Here is a 19,364-nt window from a genome sequence, read left to right as displayed (position 1 = left end):
ATCCCGCATAAATCCTCCCAAAAACTTATAAATGCCTAAAATCACGCATAAATCCTCACAATCACGCATAAATCACAATACTCACGCATAAATCCCCGCAATCCCTCATAACGCCCCTCGACAACAAAAAAATCTATAGTATAATTAATCTCGTACCAAAAATTACATAACCAAACATGAAGGTGCCCCGCCGTCAACGCCGGGGTTAAAAGGGAAGTCGGTTCAATGCCGGCGCGGTCCCGCCACTGTATGTGCTAGTCTTGCCGCAAGAACGCCACTGGAAAAACTTCCGGGAAGGCGCAGGCAATGCGTTTGATGCACGAGCCAGGAGACCTGCCTTCATGAGTCACCCGTACCCTACGAGGATAGGTTTGGTGGAAATCGGCACAGTTATTCTTTTCGCACGCCGTATTTTTACTAAGCACATTCCTCCGTTCACAAAACGGGGGATTTTTATTTGGAACAAACAGGAGGAAAAGAGAATGAAAAAGTTTTGGCAACTATGGCTGACAGCAATCCTTGCGACGTTCCTGCTCGCGGCATGCGGCACGGATAATGCGAAGAAAGACGACGCATCAAAAACAACACAAAGTGATGTTGCAAAAGAAGCATTCCGCTTACGTTAACTGACGCAATCGGCAATGAAATCACGCTTGATAAAGCACCTGAAACTATCGTTTCCATGGTGCCAAGCAATACGGAAATTCTATTTGCGCTCGGCCTCAACGAAGAAATCGTTGGCGTCAGTGATTTTGATGATTACCCAGCAGAAGCTCTTGAAAAAGAAAAAATTGGAGGACAGGAGTTCAATGTCGAGAAAATCGTGGCAATGAACCCTGACGTTGTTTTTGCACATGAATCCGGCCTTGGCATGGGCGCTGACGGGCTACAACAAATCCGCGATGCAGGCATTACAGTGTTTGTAGTTAAGAACGCAACGAATTTCGATGAAACATATACGACAATCGAGACAATCGGACAAGCAACAGGTAAGAATAAAGAAGCTGAAACAATCGTATCTGACATGAAAGCGAAAGTGGCTGAGACAATCGCGAAAACTGACAAAGTCAAAGCGAAGTACATGAAGCGTGTCTTCATCGAAACATCCGATGCGCCTATCTACGCACCAGGCAAAAACACATTCATGCAAGAAATCCTTGAGATGATTAGTGCTGAAAACGTAATTACTGAAGAAGGCTGGGTCATGATCAGCCCTGAAGAAATCGTCAGTCAAAACCCTGACGTCATCCTTGTTATGTACAGCTACGTTCCGGATATCGTTGAAAGCGTGAAAAACCGCGCAGGCTTCGCGGATATCACTGCCGTCAAGGAAGACGCTGTCATTCAAGTCGATGAAAACTTGACAAGCCGTACGGGTCCACGCCTTGCTGAAGGACTGGAAGAAGTAGCGAAGGCGGTTTACCCAGAGGTTTTCGGTGAATAAAGCAATAATTGCCTACATCGTGTCCGCCGCCACACTTATCGTGGCGGTATGGCTCGGTGTATCAATTGGAACCGTTAAAATTCCGGTTCAAACATTTTGGGACTCATCGGATACAACAGCTTCAAATATACTATGGAAAATCCGCATGCCCCGCGTCATCCTCGCTGGGTTAGTCGGTGCATCGCTCGCAATTTCAGGAGCCGCCTTCCAAGGATTGCTGAAAAATCCGCTCGCAGATCCATACACCCTCGGAGTGTCGTCCGGCGCCTCTGTTGGTGCTGTTGTGACACTCTTTTTTGGTTTATCGATTCCAATTTTGGGCACATATACACTTCCAGTATTCAGTATGGCAGGCGCAGCCGTGACAATGTTCCTCGTCATTAGCTTTGCAAAACTCGTAGACCGCTCGATGAAAATGGAAACAATCATTCTAACCGGAATCATCTTCGGTTCATTTTTAGGCTCGGTCCTGTCGCTCATGATCGCTCTCACAGGCGAAGAACTACGGCAAATTATCAGTTGGCTCCTTGGAAGCGTTTCGATGCGAGGGTGGAATTACATTTTAATGGTGCTGCCGTTCGTCGTCATCGGCTCCTTCATCCTTTGGCTCAACCGCAGGGAATTGAATGCAATGCTATTCGGGGAAGAACGCGCCCATCATTTAGGTGTCAACGTCAAACGCCGTAAAATCATGATCCTTTTAGGAGGCTCCATATTAACAGGCTCAGCAGTCGCCGTTTCAGGGACTATCGGCTTCGTCGGATTAGTCGTGCCACATATGACACGTCTCATGTGGGGGTCGGATCACCGACATTTGCTCACTTTATCATTCATGAACGGCGCATCCTTGCTCATCATCTGCGACCTGATCGCGAGAACAATCATCTCGCCAACAGAATTGCCGGTTGGCGTCATTACAGCATTCATCGGTGCACCGGTGTTCGCGTACATCTTTTACAGACAGAGAAGGAAAGGGGCCATGTAATATGCTGAAGGTAGACAACCTATCAGGAGGCTACGGCAAAGAACCGATCGTCAAAAACATCTCATTCTCTGTGAAGAAAGGGGAAGTATTAGGCATCCTTGGTCCGAATGGCAGCGGGAAATCGACGCTCCTGAAAATCATTTCAGGCATCTTGCCGAAACTTGAAGGAACTGTCCAGATTGACAGGCAGGATGCCGCAGTTTATTCCCAAAAACAATTTGCAAGAAAGGTCGCGGTCCTTCCGCAACTTCATGCACATGCCTTTTCACATACAGTAAAAGACACCGTCGCACTTGGAAGATACCCGCACCAATCCGGGCTTTTCTCGTCCTGGTCCAGTGAAGATGAAAGCGCAGTGACCAAGGCAATGGATTATACAGGCGTTACCCGCTACAAAGACACACCGATTGAGCTTCTTTCAGGGGGCGAACAACAGCGCGTTTTCGTCGCACAAGCACTCGCGCAAGAAGCACCGATCCTCCTGTTGGACGAACCGACGAACCATCTCGATATTGCCCATCAGCAGCAACTATTGGATACAATCCGGAAACAAGCAATCGAAAAAGGCGTCACAGTCATTTCCGTCTTCCACGACATCAACCTTGCTTCACTTTATTGCGACCGGTTGCTCCTTATGGATAAAGGACGGATTGCGACCATCGGTGAACCGAAGGATGTCATCATGGAGTCGACAATCGGTACTGTATATAACGCTCGCGTAAAAACACAGGCGCACCCTGAACTACCGAAGCCGCAGATGACACTCCTTCCTGAGCAAAAAGGGGAAGTAAAACCGTTTACTGTCAATAAACAGCATTTCACCGTCACGGCCGATCATGTTTCATTAAAAGTGGAACAACCATTGAAAACGATCTCATCTGCAGTCACGAACCCAGGGCTCGGCTGGTACCGTGCATTCGTCAACCGCCACGTCGATGCCAACTACAACTGTGAAGACGTCAAAGCGGAAATGGCGGATTATCTCGAAAAACGTGGCTACCATCTCACTGACACCGTCGGCATGATGACCGCCGTCACTACCGAACACGCAGAAATCGGCGAATATAAGGGCGAATTCGGCACCGTCCTCATCATGGTGACAGCGGGGGTAGGAAACGCCGTCGATGTTTCGCAAGCCCTCAGTCGCGACCGAGAACCGCACATCGGCACCATCAACACATGGGTCATCGTCAACGGCCATCTGCCCGAAGAAGCGTTCATCCAAGCGATGATCACAGCAACCGAGGCAAAAGCGAAGGCACTTCAAACCGAAGATGTCAAAGACCCGCTCACCGGTTCAATTGCAACGGGAACGTCAACCGACAGCCTGCTCATCGCAGCAACGCAAGAAGGACAACATCTGCCCTACGCAGGACCGATCACCCCCCTTGGCAAACTGATCGGCCATGGCGTCTACGACTGTACCATTCGCGCTATTAAAGCCTATAAAAAAGCGAAAGGATGGACCTCTTAATGCAAGCCCATTTTATTGCAATCGCGTTAGGGTTCGTCCTCGACCGCTTAATCGGGGATCCCTCGAACTGGCCGCATCCTGTGCGATGGATCGGCACATTCATCTCGAAACTCACCGCGGTCCTGAACAAAGGACGCGCCCGCGTACTTAAAGGCGCCGGTATGTTGTTCATAACTCTTTTCCTCGTAACAGCAATCGCGATTGCCATAACCGGTATCGCCTACCAATTACATATCGTATTCGGGATCATCACCGAAGCGATTCTTATCGTCATCGGACTTGCCCAAAAAAGTCTACGGGATGCCGCACTCGAAGTGTACGAACCACTAAAGGCAGGAGACATGGATGCAGCAAGGACAAAACTGAGCTATATTGTCGGCCGTGACACAGAAAGATTAAAAGAACCCGGCATTGCACGGGGCGCAATCGAAACCGTATCTGAAAATACTTCCGACGGCGTGACAGCACCATTATTTTGGGCTTTCCTTTTCGGCGCTCCAGGATTATGGATGTATAAAGCCGTCAACACACTCGATTCAATGATTGGCTATAAAGACGAGCGCTACCGTGATTTCGGCAAATTTTCTGCCCTCGCAGATGACGTCTTGAATTTCATCCCCGCAAGGATCACAGGATTGCTCATCTTGCTGACGTCGCGTAATGAAAGTGGCCTCCCACTTAGGAAACGACTAAGCGGCTGGAGCAAAGACGCCAGGCGACATCCAAGCCCGAACAGCGGGTTTTTGGAAGCCGCAACCGCATGGCAGCTTGGCATTAAATTAGGCGGGAAAAGTACATATCGAGGGACTGTATCCGAACGACCGGAAATCGGGCCGGGACAAAAGCCGTTGAATGGAGAGCATATAAAATCTGCAATCGAGCAAATGCACGCAGCCTCATTTGCATTTTGGATAATCTTTACCATCATTGGAGTGATCTTCTATGCAATTGCCTGAACACGGGGCGAACCCCCGCCATGTCTATGAAAAGTTTGGAATGGAAGCCCCTGCCGAAATAAACGATTTCAGCGAAAACTGCAATCCCGCAGGGCCTCCTCGCGCAGTTTTTGAACTCTGGCCAAAACTCATTTCTCGATTAAACGCATATCCCGACCCATCAGGCGAACCGTTTCTGTCTGGTGCAGCGAATTATCATGGCATTCCCGTTTCATCTGTTATCGCAGGAAACGGTGCAGCCGAGCTATTTTCGCTCATCGCGGAACGCTATCGAGGGAAGCAAGCAATTGTCGTCCATCCGACATTTTCGGAATATGAAGCGACGTTGCAAGCAAAAGGAGTAGAAATCACCCGGATTGTTGCTTCGGAAGAGGACGGCTTCAAGTTACCAGTCGAAACGATTTTGAATTCACTCTCATCCGCATCTGTCGTTTATTTGTGCACACCAAATAATCCGACAGGCATCCTACCGGAGCGAGCTGACTTACTATCAATCATACATAAAGCAGGCGAGATCGGCTGTGAAGTCGTACTTGACGAGGCATTCATTGACTTCATCGACGAAAGCAAATCATTCATCGCCCAGGTGAAGGATTTTCCACACGTCATCATCGTCCGCTCAATGACGAAAATGTACGCGATACCAGGTATCCGACTCGGTTACGCCGTCGCGCATCCAGACGTGATTGCCAAATTGAAATCACAACTGCCACATTGGAATGTCAACGGGATGGCGGCCGCAATCGGCGCGGTTTGCCTCGACCAGGAAGCCTATCGCATCGCTGCAATCGGTCACGCGAATGAAGAACGCAAGAAAATGACAGAATTCCTAAAACATCATGGATGCACCGTCACCGATTCAGAAACCAATTTCCTCTCATTTAAGCCGCCGAACGCAAGAAAGCTATACACAGACATGCTCAAGCAAGGCATCGTCCTCCGCCACTCAGAAAACTTCCGCGGCATGGACGGCCACTATCTACGCATCGGCATGAAAAGCAGTGAGGAAATGGAAAAGTTGCGAGGCAAGCTCACAGAGTGGTTTGAAAACGAGCGTTTCTTGGAATAAACGAGCGGTTTTGCAAAAGAATGAGCGGTTCCAGGAATAAACGAGCGGTTTTGCAAAAGAATGAGCGCTTCCTGGAATAAACGAGCGGTTTTTCGAAAGAACGAGCGCTTCCTGAAATAAACGAGCGTCTGCGCAAATCCGCCTGCGTGAAAGTGTCCCTCCATCGTAGAAATGAGAACTTTCAGTAGAAGAATGAGAACTCTATGTAAGTTAATGAGAACTCTTCAGTAATAAACGAGAACTCTCGCGCTGAGAACGAGAACTTCCTGGTCAAGAACGAGAACTCATGCACAGAGAACGAGAACTCGCCTCTCCATTTCCACGGGGGCTTGCAAACTAACAAGCAAACACACCTCGTGCCAAGTGTACTTAACAATCAAAAGAACTGATTTCTAACAGAATGGTGGTCCAAATTATGAGCGGAAAACTGACATTCATCAGCGGAGGCGTGCGAAGCGGGAAGAGCGCTTATGCGGAAAAACTGCTCATCAAAGGCGCAATCACCGCGGAAAGCAGGCTTGTCTATATCGCATCAGGTCGCGCGGTTGATGAGGAAATGAAAAAACGAATTGAAAAACATCAATTGGACCGTGCAGAACAAGCGTGGACGACAATCGAGCAGCCCGCTAACCTGTACGAGGCATTGCCTTTCATTCAACAAAACGATTTCGTCCTTTGGGATTGCCTCACGACTTGGCTCGCGAATGAATTGTACACGAAACAAGACGGTCAGTTTTGTATCCAACTCGATGGATGCATGGAAAATAAGGCAAAACAAATGCTCGAAACAGTGGATGAAATCCGTAAAAAATCAGCACATCTCGTCATCGTTTCAAACGAGGTCCTCGACGAATTTCCATCCCCTTACAAAGAAACGAAGAAATACAGCGAATGGATCGGCAGACTGCACCAAAAACTCGTCGCCTTAAGTGACGACGCCATCGAAATGGATTACGGTCTACCGCAATACTGGAAACGCGAAGGGCAGGTGGCAGTACGATGAAAGGAATCATGGTGATGGGAACGGCTTCGGACGTCGGAAAAACGATGATCTGCACCGCTTTATGCAGGTTGCTTTCAGACGAAGGGATGCGGGTCGCCCATTCAAATCACAGAACATGTCGCGATTTTCCACAAAAGCAATAAACGGCGAAGAAATGAGCCGGGCGCAATACTTGCAGGCTGAAGCGGCGCGCACAACGCCAATCATCGAGATGAACCCGATCCTGATAAAGCCGGTTGGAGGGATGAAATCTGACGTCCGATTCTTCGGCGAAGCATTCAACGCAATCGATGGATTCGCCTATCGGGAACAATTTTTCACTAAAGCAATCGACGCAATTCGCACATCACTCGACAGGCTTAACGAAAAATTCGACGTTCTCGTCATCGAGGGAGCGGGAAGTCCTGCAGAAGTGAATTTGAACGACCGTGAAATCGTCAATATGAGAGTCGCAGATATGGCGGATGTACCGGTTTTACTCGTTGCAGATATCGACCGTGGCGGCGCAATCGCTTCAATTGTCGGCACGCTTCAGTTGATGGAACCGGAGCATCGGGCACGGGTCAAAGGGATCGTTATTAATAAATTCCATGGTGACGTCGCGCTGTTCGAGGAGGGTATCGATTTTATTGAAACATACACGGGCATTCGCGTCGTCGGGGTCATTCCACATATGATGAATCACGGGATTGAAGAGGAAGACACCGATCGACCCAACAGAAGGCGCCTGCTGGAGTCGACATTTACGACGAGTGGGCGAAGCATGTGAAGGCGCATATCGATTGGCCGTATCTTCTTTCGGTCATCAAGGTGTCAGGCCAATGAACGGGCTTTTACTATCACTTCAGTTTTTCACATCAATTCCGGTGCGCAAAGAGCTGCCGATGGAGAGAAAAGACGTGACCCGAATGTACATCGCGTTGCCAATCATCGGTGGACTAATCGGAATCTCGATGTACTTAATTGCCTATCTCTTTACCAATGTAATCGGCACTGGACCCTTGCTTGCAGCGGTATTTGTCGTTCTGACTGGCGTCGCACTGACGGGTGGCCTGCACTTGGATGGATTCGCGGATACGGGAGATGCTTTTTTTTCGTATCGCGATCCTATTAAGCGGCTTGAAATACTGGTCGACCCACGTATCGGCGCGTTCGGGACAATGTCACTCGTATTGCTGATACTCGTGAAAATCGCATTGTTCCATGAGTTTTTGTTAGGTCATACGGAATGGCTGCCATTATTCCTTGCTGTTCCAATCCTATCGCGGGTAGGGATGAATATTTACTTTACAACGACACGCCCCGCAAAGGAGAAGGGAATTGCGCATTTTTTCATGGGGAAACTTTCAAAAGGGAAGTTGATTGGCTGGTCAATCTTAATTGGAGCAACAGCTTTAACTGGGCTTGGTTTGGCGCTTCACTCTGTCATTGCTCCGGTCGCACTAGTTCTCGTTCTTGGAGCTGGCCTGTTTTTATTCAGAAGATGGTCTTTAAAGAATTTCGGTGGCGTTTCGGGTGACCTTTGCGGGGCATTCATCGAAGGGATGGAGGCGTTGTTATGGCTAACAATCATCATTTGTATCTGATTCGCCATTTACAGACCGCTGGGAATCGGGAACGCAAATATATCGGTTGGACGGATGAGCCTATTGAAAAGGTTTCAGATGTGTTTTGGAATTTAGCAATCCCCGAAATCGTGCATGGAAGTGATCTGCTACGAGCTCAGGAGACTGCGGCATTGTTGTTTCCAAATGCGGTCTACCATTCGGATGCGAGATTTCGTGAATGCAATTTTGGCAATTTTGAAGGGAAAACATACGCCGACCTTGAAATGGATAAGGACTACCGCAATTGGTTGGATGATATGGAGAGGCGTGCACCGCGTGGCGGAGAAAGTATGTCGGACGTAGAGCGGCGCGTACTTGAAGCGCTTACGGAAATGCCAAACGGTGCCGTCATTGTCACACATGGTGGTCCAATCCGCATCGCGATGACCAGGTTTTCGAAAGAAGTATCCGATTTCTGGTCATGGGAAGTCCCTCACGGATCGGCATGGAAATTCGAGTGGGAAACATACGATAAGTTGAAGGAGAGCGGACGATGCATGTCATTATCGGAGGTGCCCATAACGGGAAAAGGGACTATGTCAAAAAGTTAATGGTCGGCAAGGAATATTACTGGCTGGACTTTTCCGTTGAAGATTCCCATTTGACGCAATCCCGAATGAACCGACACGGCATACTGTCGTTATAGAACATATCGAAAGTTGGTTAACGACTACCAACTTGTCGGAAGAGACTTCAATTCAGAAAATAGTAGAGGCAGTAGAAGGAAGAGACGTCATTTTCATTTTAACGGATATCGGACGAGGAATCGTGCCGATGGACGCTCTACAGCGGGCGCTTCGGGATGCATGCGGGCGGCTTTATCAGCAGTTAATTGCGCAAGCGGATGAAGTGACAAGGATCTGGTACGGCTTACCACAAACATTGAAGAAAAGGGGAGAAATCGGATGAAAATTTACACGAAAACTGGAGATAAAGGGAAGACAAGTCTGATCGGGGGGCGCGTCGATAAGGATAGCCTTCGCGTTGAGGCATATGGAACGATCGACGAATTAAATTCAATCATCGGCAAGGCGATGACGGAGCTTGAGGGCGATAAATTCGCGGATTTACTTGAGGACTTGGAAGCAATTCAGAATGAATTATTCGATGGTGGCGGGGATTTGGCAAACGTCATGAAAGAGCGTCACTATAAGTTATCCGATGAGCCGATTGAAGTATTGGAAAAGCGAATTGATGTGTTAATGGAAGAAGCGCCGCCGCTTGAGAAATTCATCCTTCCGGGCGGATCACCTGCAGCTGCGACACTACATATCGCAAGAACAGTGACACGTAGGGCAGAGCGGGTAACGGTGACATTGATGAAGGCGGAGGAAGATGTACCAGGCACAGTACAACGGTATTTGAACCGCTTGTCCGATTATTTATTCGTAGCGGCCAGAATCGTCAATGCGCGCCTTGGCGTTCCTGACAATGAATATGTACGCAGTGCGAAAGTGTTCCGCACAGGTAAAAAGAAAGAGGACTGAAAATGAATGTAAGAACGCTTGTCTTAACAGCTTTATTCGCAGCACTCTGCGCAGTCGGCGGGTTCATAAAAATCCCGTCCGGCGTAGGATCCTTGGCGTTAGACACGGTGCCAGCGCTTCTCTCAGCATCCTTTTTGCCACCGGTTTTCGTCGGATTTGCATCAATGACAGGTCACATCGCATCGGCAATGTACGCGGGGTTCCCGCTTGGCCCATTCCACATTCTGATAGCGATCGAAATGTTAGTCATCCTTTATGTTTTTGCACGTCTTCATAAAGCGGGAAGACATTCGTGGAAGTGGATTTTCTTCATCATCGCAAACGGACTGCTTGCGCCGTTGCCGTTTTACTTCCTTGTATCGCCAGCATTCTTTATCCGTGCAGTTCCTGCAATTTTACTCGCTACAGTCCTGAACGCAATCGTGGCAGCAGTTGTTATGCCTGCACTATCGAAAACCGTGAGCGGCAGATTCGGTCTAATTCGATGAGGAATGCAATCGAACTTGGCGATGGACTTATCATAACGACCGACAATTCAGGTGGCATCGGGGAGAAACCGAATGATCTTGTCGCGGTTCCTGATAAAGTAACCGCCCATTTCGCCGCGCGGGTCGCATTGCTTGAGCAGTGGGCCGCACACGCCGACCCGATTGCCGTTCTCATTCATAATTTCAGCGGTGACGAAAGTTGGGAGGCGTATGTAGCGGGCGTAGAGGAAGTCTTCCGGGAATCAAATTTGGATACTCCAAAAATTTCAGGCAGCACTGAAACGAATATGCAGCTCATGCAATCGGCCGTTGCTGTTACGATGATTGGAAGGAAGCGGGAAGCTGCTTGCGAAACCGATTGCGCTTGGTATGTGTACGGCACACCGCTTGTCGGTGGGGCAGTTATGGATAGATCGGGCGAAATCGCCTCCCTCCGATTAATCAAGGAAGCGATGGACCAAGGAATTATCCATCGAATTTGGCCAGTAGGATCCCGCGGGATTTTGGAGGAGTTTCAGAAGTTGACAGGCAACCTTAAAATTGAAATTCAAGTGAATGTTGATGTAAATAAATCAGCGGGTCCCGCCACAAGTGTGTTGGTCAGCGTACCGGCGGCTAAAATTGAAAAAGCAAAACAGCATTTTCAGGAGAAACTATATGAAATCGTCCCGCAAAGTGGCGGCTCCAATGTCAGGTAAATGACGTGGAGTCGCTTTTTCAAACTCAACTAAAGTATCGGAAAATAAAAAATATCCATTGACTGAATGCTCATTCATATCTTAGACTATTAAATATAACGTCGACAATGTATCCGTTTTCTACTACACTATTCATAAAGTTTATAGTTATCGGAAGGGGAGGAAATGAATGAATGCATTATTAGTCGCTAACTGGATCTTATTCCTTGCAGTTGTTGCCTATGCGCTTGCATTATTCACACATTTAATAACGTCACGTACGCAATTCATTAAACTCGGACGAAAAGAAGAGTTTGATAATAATGTGTCTCGTAGACTTCAAGCAATCTGGGTGAACGTGTTTGGTCAGAAAAGATTATTGAAGGATAAGAAAAGCGGGATCATCCACGTCATGTTCTTCTATGGCTTCTTATTAGTCCAGTTTGGTGCAATCGACCTTATTTGGAAGGGCTTGAAACCGGGCTCGCATTTACCGTTCGGACCGATTTATGGCGGATTTACATTCTTCCAGGAAATCGTTGTTGCCGTCATTTTGGTGGCCGTCGTTTGGGCATTCCACCGTCGTTACGTTGAGAAACTCGTCCGCTTGAAGCGCGGCTGGAAATCTGGACTTGTCCTGATTTTCATTGGAACACTTATGGTTTCGACGCTCGTTTCAAACGGCATGAACATGATATGGCAAGGCCATGAAACGACTTGGACAGAGCCAATGGCATCTGCAATTGCAACCGCTTTCAGCTTCATGAGCCCGACTGCAGCAGCAGTTGTGTTCTTTATCGCATGGTGGATTCACTTGCTCACATTGCTTACTTTCCTCGTCTACGTGCCGCAATCGAAGCATGCGCACTTGATCGCAGGACCAATCAATACGTATATGATGCGTTTTGACCGCAGAGGGAAGCTTTCGCCGATCGACTTCGAAGCACTTGAAGAAGCAGAAGACGAAGACGATATGCCGGCACTTGGGGTTGGCAAAATCACCGATTTCACACAAAAACAGATGATCGACTTTTACGCTTGCGTAGAATGTGGCCGCTGTACGAATATGTGTCCAGCTACAGGGACGGGCAAAATGCTGTCCCCGATGGATTTGATCACAAAACTTCGCGATAACTTGACGAACACTGGGGCGCTCGTCACGAAGAAACAACCTTGGGTGCCGGCTCCAATGTTCAAGCATACGAAGGGCAACCAAATCGCACTTGCAGCAGGTCTCGAAGGTGCGACGCTTGATGATATTTACAACCCATCCCTCATCGGCGACGTCATCACGGAAGAGGAAATCTGGGCTTGCACGACTTGCCGTAACTGTGAGGACCAATGTCCGGTTATGAACGAGCACGTCGACAAAATTATCGACCTTCGCCGTTATCTTGTTATGACGGAAGGGAAGATGGACGCAGATGCTCAACGTGCGATGACGAACATCGAACGTCAAGGAAATCCATGGGGTCTTAACCGTAAAGAGAAAGAGAACTGGCGCGACATGCGTCCGGAGCTTCACATTCCGACAGTGAAAGAAATGAAGAAAGCGGACGAAGAGTTCGAATACCTCTTCTGGGTCGGATCGATGGGGGCATTCGACAACCGTTCACAAAAAATCGCACTCGCTTTTGCGCATTTGATGAACGAAGCGGGCGTCAAATTCGCAATCCTCGGGAATAAAGAAAAAACTCCGGTGACACGCCACGTCGTCTCGGGAATGAATTCCTATTCCAAGAACTTGCGACAGGTAACATCGATGAATTTGAAAAAGCAGGCGTCAAGAAAATTGTCACTATCGACCCGCATGCATACAATATTTTTTAAGAATGAATATCCGGATTTCGGCTTCAAAGCGGAAGTCCTTCATCACACTGAAATGCTATATGACCTCGTCATGGCAGGGAAGTTGAAGCCAGTGCATCCGATCAATGAAACAATCACGTTCCATGATTCCTGCTACCTCGGCCGATACAACGACGTTTACGATGCACCGCGGGAAATCCTTAAAGCGATTCCAGGCGTCAACCTTGTCGAGATGAAACGTAATCGCCAAGACGGCATGTGCTGTGGAGCGGGCGGCGGACTCATGTGGATGGAAGAAGATACAGGCCACCGCATCAACGTTGCACGTACAGAACAAGCGATGGAAGTCAGCCCAGGAATCATTTCATCAGGCTGTCCATACTGCTTGACGATGCTGTCCGACGGTACGAAAGCGATCGAAGTGGAAGACAAAGTCGGAACGTATGACATTGCCGAGCTTCTTGAAAAGTCTATTTTCGGAGAAAATCTTCAAGCAGCTGGTGAAGAGGCGGAAGAACAGATTTTGCAATAAACTCAACATTGATTAAACCTATTAAACTATGTCCGATAAATGCAGGATATTGCAACAATTAAAAATGAACGGTATAATTAAGAAAATTGTAAGCTTAGTGAATATCAAGTTAGCGGAAAATGATAGGGAGTCTTTGCACTCCCTATTTTTTTCGAATTAATAACCGAGCGAGCGTTCAGTCATCACTGCTTGCAAAGAAATGAAAACGTTATCATTTGAAATGGAGGAGAAGGAAATGAATCGAACAGTCATTATTGATGGGGCACGTACTCCATTTGGAAAATTTGGTGGTGCATTATCCGGCCAAACAGCAAGCGATCTTGGCGCAATTGCCATCAAGGAAGCATTGAAACGGGCAGATGTGAAGGCGGAAGACATTGACGAAGTGATTATTGGTACCGTGCTGCAAGCAGGTCAAGGGCAAATCCCTTCCAGACAAGCAGCGACGAAAGCGGGAATTCCATGGTCGGTAAAAACAGAGACCATCAATAAAGTCTGTGCATCCGGAATGCGGAGCGTCACGCTTGGCGACCAGCTTATCCGTCTCGGTGACGAAGAAGTAATTGTAGCAGGCGGCATGGAATCAATGTCCAATGCGCCTTACTACTTACCGAAAGGCCGCTTCGGATTGAAGATGGGCGACACACAATTGGTGGACGGCATGATCTACGACGGCCTTTCCTGCTCATTCACACCGGACCGCGTTCACATGGGGACGTACGGAAATAAGACAGCCGATTCATTTTCACTAACACGTGAAATGCAAGACGAATGGTCGTTACGAAGCCATGAGCGAGCACTTGCCGCAATTGACGAAGGGAAATTTGCTGAGGAGATTGTTGCCGTAGAAATCCCGCAACGCAAAGGTGATCCGGTAAAAGTTGAAGCAGACGAAGCACCTCGCCGAGATACTTCACTTGAAACACTCGCAAAATTGCGCCCAGCTTTCGGAAAAGATGGCACCATCACAGCCGGAAACGCGCCAGGCGTCAATGACGGTGCATGCGCACTTGTCTTAATGAATGAAGAGCGTGCGGCGAAGGAAGGCAAAAAGCCTTTAGCAACAATCATCGGCCACGCCGAAGTTGCAATTGAGCCCGAAAACTTCCCACAAACACCAGGACTCGTCATCAACGCATTATTGAAGAAAACAGGAAAAGACCTATCAGACATCGATATCTTTGAAATAAACGAAGCATTCGCAGCAGTTGCTCTCGCAAGCTCGCAAATCGCAGGCCTTGACCCTGAAAAAGTAAACGTCAACGGCGGAGCAGTCGCCCTCGGTCATCCAATCGGCGCAAGCGGAGCACGTATTATCCTAACACTTGCGTATGAACTTAAACGCCGCGGCGGCGGAATCGGCATAGCCGCAATCTGCTCAGGCGGCGGGCAAGGCGACGCGATAATGATTGAGGTAGAGAAAGAGTAATTCAGGAAATAGCATCGACTTCTCATTACGGGGTCTGGAGTTCTCATTTATTCACAAAGAGTTCTCCATACAACGTAGCGAGTTCTCGTTTTATCCAAAAGAGTTCTCATTACAGCGACCGGAGTTCTCGTTTAATCCTAAAGAGTTCTCATTACAACGTTTAGAGTTCTCGTTTAAACGAACTTTTCAACAGTAAATATTTTCAATCGTAGACGGGGGTACTTGATTATGGAAATCAAAAAAGTAATGGTTATCGGAGCTGGACAAATGGGTGGAGGAATCGCCCAAGTATGCGCACAAGCCGGCTTTGACGTCAAATTGAACGATATCAAAGAAGAATCCTTTGAGAAGGGGCTTGCCGTTATTACGAAAAACCTTTCCCGCAACGTCGAAAAAGGTCGAATGACGGAAGACGAAAAGAATGCAGTCCTTGGCCGCATTACGAAATCGCTCGACCTTCAAGATGCATCCGACGTCGACATCGTCATCGAGGCAGCAGTCGAAAATATGGACATTAAGAAATCAATTTTCAAACAGCTCGACGGGATTGCGCCAGCGCATGCAATTCTCGCAACAAACACTTCATCCTTACCAATCACTGAAATCGCAGCAGTGACGAAACGTCCGGAAAACGTTATCGGCATGCATTACATGAACCCTGTTCCTGTCATGAAGCTCGTCGAAATTATCCGCGGCCTCGCGACTTCCAACGAAGTGTACCAAGCTGTCGAAGATATGACTCGTAAACTATCAAAAACGCCTGTCGAAGTAAATGACTTCCCAGGATTCGTCGCAAACCGTGTCCTCATGCCGATGATCAACGAAGCAATCTACACATTGTACGAAGGCGTTGCTTCAAAAGAAGCGATAGACGAAGTGATGAAACTTGGCATGAACCATCCAATGGGACCTTTGCAACTCGCGGATTTCATCGGCCTCGACACTTGCCTTTACATCATGGAAACGCTTCACGAAGGCTTTGGCGACTCGAAATACCGCCCTTGTCCGTTGCTCAGAAAGTACGTCAACGCAGGCTGGTTAGGTAAAAAATCCGGCCGCGGATTCTATGAATATTCTTGATTTGATAAAGGCGACGGCTATGTAATCTGGTAGGTCAAAGGTCATGAAACGACGATAAAATTGTGAACATGACCGATAACTTGGCGGAACTGACCGAAAAACTAACCGCTCGTGACCGATAACCCGCCGAATTTGACCGATAAATTTGTGAACATGACCGTTAACGGGTGACTATCACGTTAAGTAAAGGAGCTAATTCCAATGGATTTTCAATTCACCGAAGAACAGCAGATGATGCGTACGATGGTCAGGGATTTTGCGAAGGCAGAAATTGAACCGTTCATTCCACGCATGGAAGCAGGCGAGTTTCCACGCGAAATCCTGACGAAAATGGGCGAGTTAGGTCTAATGGGCATTACCGTGCCAGAAAAATACGGCGGCTCTGATATGGACTTCGTTTCCTACATCATTGCCATTCATGAACTGTCGAAAGTGAGCGCGGTTATCGGCGTCATCCTTTCCGTTCATTCTTCAGTCGGCACGAACCCGATCATGTATTTCGGAAATGAAGAACAAAAAGACCGATACTTGCCGAAAATGGCGACCGGTGAATACCTTGGCGCTTTCTGCCTAACTGAGCCAGGCGCAGGTTCAGACGCCGGATCACTCAAAACAAGAGCCGTGAAAAAAGACGATCACTACGTACTGAACGGCTCTAAAGTGTTCATTACAAATGGCGGGGAAGCGGATGTCTATATCGTGTTTGCATCGACCGATTCTTCAAAAGGGACTTACGGCATCACGACATTTATTGTCGATAAAAATACTCCAGGACTCATCATCGGAAAAGACGAGGAAAAGATGGGGCTTCACGGTTCGCGAACTGTGCAACTCACATTCGAAGACATGAAAGTGCCTGCGAAAAACGTACTTGGCGAAGTTGGCGAAGGCTTTAAAATCGCAATGGCAAACCTCGATGTCGGGAGAATTGGCATCGCAGCACAAGCCCTTGGTATAGGAGAAGCTGCCCTTGAAGCAGCTACCGCCTATTCAATGGAACGTAAGCAATTCGGCAAACCAATCGCAGCAAATCAAGGAGTCGGCTTCAAATTAGCTGACATGGCAACCGCTTCCGAAGCGGCAAGACTCCTCGTCTACCGCGCAGCACAACTTCGTTCGGAAGATAAACCATGCGGAAAAGAAGCCTCCATGGCAAAACTTTTCGCATCCCAAACCGCTGTCGACAACGCCATCGAAGCCGTTCAAGTATTCGGCGGCTACGGATACACAGAAGACTACCCAGTAGAACGCTACTTCCGCGACGCTAAAGTAACCCAAATCTACGAAGGCACAAGCGAAATCCAGCGCATCGTCATCAGCAAGCATTTAACGAAATAACGAAAAGCGGAAGGCGCTTGCTCAGACGCGACAGGCATAAGACAAAGATTCGGTGTGGCGTTTTTTGCCACAAAGAATCTTTGACTTATGACCCGAGCGTTTAGCGCCTGGAGCTGGACAATAACGAAAAGCGGAAGGCGCTTGCTCAGACGAGATAGGCATATACAGTAAATACACCCATACCCTAAGGAGGAAACAAACATGGATTTTAAACTATCGGAAGAACATGAAATGATTCGTAAAATGGTACGCGATTTCGCAATGAATGACGTCGCTCCGACAGCAGCCGAACGTGATGAAGAAGAGCGCTTTGACATGGACATCTGGAACAAAATGGCCGAACTTGGTCTGACAGGTATCCCTTGGCCAGAAGAATATGGCGGAATCGGCAGCGACTATCTTGCATATTGTATCGCAGTTGAAGAACTATCACGCGTCTGCGCGTCAACTGGTGTAACGCTTTCTGCACATACATCACTCGCTGGATGGCCGGTATTCAAATTCGGTACGGAAGAACAAAAGCAGAAATACCTTCGTCCGATGGCGGAAGGAACAAAAATCGGTGCATACGGTCTAACAGAACCAGGCTCAGGTTCAGACGCTGGTGGCATGCGCACAACTGCGAAGCTTGACGGGGATCATTACGTATTGAACGGCTCAAAGATCTTTATTACAAACGGCGGAATTGCTGACATCTACATCGTATTTGCGGTAACAGATCCGGATTCGAAACATAAAGGCACGAGCGCATTCATCGTCGAGAAAGACTTTGCGGGCTTCTCCGTAGGGAAGAAAGAAAAAAGATGGGGATTCGTTCATCACCGACAACTGAAATCATGTTCGACAACTGCCGTGTACCGAAAGAAAACCTACTTGGTGAAGAAGGCGAAGGGTTCATCGTAGCAATGAAAACATTGGACGGCGGCCGTAACGGAATTGCCGCGCAAGCAGTTGGAATTGCGCAAGGTGCACTTGACGTCGCTGTTGACTATGCGAAAGAGCGTGTCCAATTCGGCAAACCAATCGCTGCGAATCAAGGAATCGGCTTCAAACTTGCTGATATGGCAACTGCGACGGAAGCATCCCGTCTACTCACATACCAAGCTGCATGGCTTGAGTCAAATAACCTGCCATACGGAAAAGCATCTGCAATGGCGAAACTGATGGCCGGGGATACGGCGATGAAAGTAACTACGGAAGCTGTTCAAGTGTACGGCGGTTATGGCTACACGAAAGACTATCCGGTTGAGCGCTACATGAGAGACGCGAAAATTACGCAAATCTATGAAGGAACGCAGGAAATCCAGCGCCTTGTCATCTCCCGCATGCTGACAAAATAATCGGGGAGGATGATGCAAGTGAAGCGCGAAGTGAAATCGTCGGTCAAAGATGAAAGTTTGATTGAAAAAAGACGTGATCAGATCATCCAAGGGGCCGTCCGACTTTTCAAGGAAAAAGGATTCCACCGAGCAACGACAAGAGAAATCGCGAAAGCAGCCGGTTTCAGCATCGGCACTCTTTACGAATACATCCGGACGAAAGAGGACGTCCTCTACCTTGTCTGCGACAGTATTTACAATGAAGTGCAAAGCCGCCTGTCCGCCTCGATGGATCAGGAAGGAACTGTGGAAGGGCTCCAATCGGCAATCGACACATATTACCATCTAATCGACGACATGTCTGACGAATTCGTCGTCATGTACCAAGAATCAAAGTCATTGCCTAAGGACGCCCTCCAGTACGTCCTGAAAAAAGAGATGGAAATGGTCGCCTTATTCAAAAACCTACTGCAAGCATGCACCCGTTCAGGTGAATTGCGGATTAACGAGGAAGCCGTCAACTTGGCGGCACACCATCTCGTCGTTCAAGGACAAATGTGGGCATTCCGCAGATGGGCACTGCGCGCCGACTACACCATCCAAGACTTCATCAGCTTTCAAACCGACCAACTATTTAATGGAATCTTGAAAGGTTGAACCTTAAAAG

At 48.1% G+C, this 19,364-nt stretch carries 15 protein-coding genes, 4 pseudogenes and 1 riboswitch; all 19 genes and pseudogenes read left to right on the top strand.

Going from position 1 to position 19,364, the window contains the following annotated elements; translation table 11 throughout:
- The first annotated feature begins 163 nt into the window (after positions 1-163).
- Positions 164-355, top strand: a riboswitch (cobalamin riboswitch).
- A 127-nt stretch (positions 356-482) separates the two neighbouring features.
- Positions 483-1,444 (top strand): annotated as a pseudogene (locus QNH10_RS00460) (ABC transporter substrate-binding protein).
- Entirely contained in the window at positions 1,437-2,429 is a 993-nt protein-coding gene (locus tag QNH10_RS00455; RefSeq protein WP_283733095.1) for a FecCD family ABC transporter permease, read from the top strand. Before QNH10_RS00460 ends, QNH10_RS00455 begins: the two are co-directional and overlap by 8 nt.
- Before the next feature lies 1 nt (position 2,430).
- The gene (locus QNH10_RS00450; protein WP_283734714.1) at positions 2,431-3,903 is read left to right on the top strand and encodes an adenosylcobinamide amidohydrolase; all 1,473 of its coding nucleotides are present in this window, start codon (positions 2,431-2,433) and stop codon (positions 3,901-3,903) included.
- Positions 3,903-4,859: an adenosylcobinamide-phosphate synthase CbiB gene (cbiB, locus tag QNH10_RS00445; protein ID WP_283733094.1), complete on the top strand. Its 957-nt coding sequence runs from the start codon at positions 3,903-3,905 to the stop codon at positions 4,857-4,859. Before QNH10_RS00450 ends, cbiB begins: the two co-directional genes overlap by 1 nt.
- Positions 4,846-5,928: a threonine-phosphate decarboxylase CobD gene (gene cobD / locus QNH10_RS00440; protein ID WP_283733093.1), complete on the top strand. Its 1,083-nt coding sequence runs from the start codon at positions 4,846-4,848 to the stop codon at positions 5,926-5,928. Before cbiB ends, cobD begins: the two co-directional genes overlap by 14 nt.
- A 415-nt stretch (positions 5,929-6,343) precedes the next feature.
- Positions 6,344-6,931 (top strand): bifunctional adenosylcobinamide kinase/adenosylcobinamide-phosphate guanylyltransferase, encoded by a 588-nt coding sequence (locus QNH10_RS00435; protein ID WP_283733092.1) that lies wholly within the window; start codon positions 6,344-6,346, stop codon positions 6,929-6,931.
- A pseudogene (locus tag QNH10_RS00430) lies at positions 6,928-7,700 on the top strand (cobyric acid synthase). The gene QNH10_RS00435 and the pseudogene QNH10_RS00430 overlap by 4 nt, the downstream one beginning before the upstream one ends.
- A 52-nt stretch (positions 7,701-7,752) precedes the next feature.
- Positions 7,753-8,517 (top strand): adenosylcobinamide-GDP ribazoletransferase, encoded by a 765-nt coding sequence (cobS, locus tag QNH10_RS00425; protein WP_283733090.1) that lies wholly within the window; start codon positions 7,753-7,755, stop codon positions 8,515-8,517.
- On the top strand, positions 8,490-9,089 hold the full coding sequence (locus tag QNH10_RS00420; RefSeq protein WP_283733089.1) for a histidine phosphatase family protein: 600 nt from the start codon (positions 8,490-8,492) through the stop codon (positions 9,087-9,089). The genes cobS and QNH10_RS00420 overlap by 28 nt, the downstream gene beginning before the upstream one ends.
- Before the next feature lie 127 nt (positions 9,090-9,216).
- Positions 9,217-9,447, top strand: a complete 231-nt coding sequence (locus QNH10_RS00415; RefSeq protein WP_283733088.1) for a bifunctional adenosylcobinamide kinase/adenosylcobinamide-phosphate guanylyltransferase — start codon at positions 9,217-9,219, stop codon at positions 9,445-9,447.
- On the top strand, positions 9,444-10,025 hold the full coding sequence (locus QNH10_RS00410) for a cob(I)yrinic acid a,c-diamide adenosyltransferase (protein ID WP_283733087.1): 582 nt from the start codon (positions 9,444-9,446) through the stop codon (positions 10,023-10,025). The genes QNH10_RS00415 and QNH10_RS00410 overlap by 4 nt, the downstream gene beginning before the upstream one ends.
- Before the next feature lie 2 nt (positions 10,026-10,027).
- On the top strand, positions 10,028-10,513 hold the full coding sequence (locus QNH10_RS00405; RefSeq protein ID WP_283733086.1) for an ECF transporter S component: 486 nt from the start codon (positions 10,028-10,030) through the stop codon (positions 10,511-10,513).
- Complete coding sequence (locus tag QNH10_RS00400; RefSeq protein WP_283733085.1) at positions 10,510-11,211, top strand: hypothetical protein; 702 nt, start codon at positions 10,510-10,512, stop codon at positions 11,209-11,211. The genes QNH10_RS00405 and QNH10_RS00400 overlap by 4 nt, the downstream gene beginning before the upstream one ends.
- Before the next feature lie 169 nt (positions 11,212-11,380).
- Positions 11,381-13,531, top strand: a pseudogene (locus QNH10_RS00395) ((Fe-S)-binding protein).
- Between the two features lie 235 nt (positions 13,532-13,766).
- Complete coding sequence (locus QNH10_RS00390) at positions 13,767-14,960, top strand: acetyl-CoA C-acetyltransferase (RefSeq protein ID WP_283733084.1); 1,194 nt, start codon at positions 13,767-13,769, stop codon at positions 14,958-14,960.
- 228 nt (positions 14,961-15,188) lie between these two features.
- A complete protein-coding gene (locus QNH10_RS00385) occupies positions 15,189-16,040 on the top strand; it encodes a 3-hydroxybutyryl-CoA dehydrogenase (protein ID WP_283733083.1) in 852 nt (283 codons plus the stop codon).
- Positions 16,041-16,241: 201 nt separating this feature from the next.
- Positions 16,242-17,378, top strand: coding sequence for an acyl-CoA dehydrogenase (locus QNH10_RS00380; protein WP_283733082.1), 1,137 nt, complete (start codon positions 16,242-16,244; stop codon positions 17,376-17,378).
- A gap of 201 nt (positions 17,379-17,579) precedes the next feature.
- Positions 17,580-18,718, top strand: a pseudogene (locus QNH10_RS00375) (acyl-CoA dehydrogenase).
- 12 nt (positions 18,719-18,730) lie between these two features.
- Positions 18,731-19,354, top strand: a complete 624-nt coding sequence (locus QNH10_RS00370) for a TetR/AcrR family transcriptional regulator (protein WP_283734713.1) — start codon at positions 18,731-18,733, stop codon at positions 19,352-19,354.
- The last annotated feature ends 10 nt before the right edge of the window (positions 19,355-19,364 follow it).

It is taken from the genome of Sporosarcina thermotolerans (assembly GCF_030067815.1).
Lineage (GTDB): Bacteria > Bacillota > Bacilli > Bacillales_A > Planococcaceae > Sporosarcina > Sporosarcina thermotolerans.
This window is presented reverse-complemented; position numbering and strand designations above follow the sequence as displayed.

Excerpts from the sequence above, each read along its gene's own strand:
- QNH10_RS00450 (WP_283734714.1), top strand. The coding sequence starts at position 2,431 with ATGCTGAAGGTAGACAACCTATCAGGAGGCTACGGCAAAGAACCGATC.
- cbiB (WP_283733094.1), top strand. The coding sequence starts at position 3,903 with ATGCAAGCCCATTTTATTGCAATCGCGTTAGGGTTCGTCCTCGACCGC.
- cobD (WP_283733093.1), top strand. The coding sequence starts at position 4,846 with ATGCAATTGCCTGAACACGGGGCGAACCCCCGCCATGTCTATGAAAAG.
- QNH10_RS00435 (WP_283733092.1), top strand. The coding sequence starts at position 6,344 with ATGAGCGGAAAACTGACATTCATCAGCGGAGGCGTGCGAAGCGGGAAG.
- cobS (WP_283733090.1), top strand. The coding sequence starts at position 7,753 with ATGAACGGGCTTTTACTATCACTTCAGTTTTTCACATCAATTCCGGTG.
- QNH10_RS00420 (WP_283733089.1), top strand. The coding sequence starts at position 8,490 with ATGGCTAACAATCATCATTTGTATCTGATTCGCCATTTACAGACCGCT.
- QNH10_RS00410 (WP_283733087.1), top strand. The coding sequence starts at position 9,444 with ATGAAAATTTACACGAAAACTGGAGATAAAGGGAAGACAAGTCTGATC.
- QNH10_RS00405 (WP_283733086.1), top strand. The coding sequence starts at position 10,028 with ATGAATGTAAGAACGCTTGTCTTAACAGCTTTATTCGCAGCACTCTGC.
- QNH10_RS00400 (WP_283733085.1), top strand. The coding sequence starts at position 10,510 with ATGAGGAATGCAATCGAACTTGGCGATGGACTTATCATAACGACCGAC.
- QNH10_RS00390 (WP_283733084.1), top strand. The coding sequence starts at position 13,767 with ATGAATCGAACAGTCATTATTGATGGGGCACGTACTCCATTTGGAAAA.
- QNH10_RS00385 (WP_283733083.1), top strand. The coding sequence starts at position 15,189 with ATGGAAATCAAAAAAGTAATGGTTATCGGAGCTGGACAAATGGGTGGA.
- QNH10_RS00380 (WP_283733082.1), top strand. The coding sequence starts at position 16,242 with ATGGATTTTCAATTCACCGAAGAACAGCAGATGATGCGTACGATGGTC.
- QNH10_RS00370 (WP_283734713.1), top strand. The coding sequence starts at position 18,731 with ATGCAAGTGAAGCGCGAAGTGAAATCGTCGGTCAAAGATGAAAGTTTG.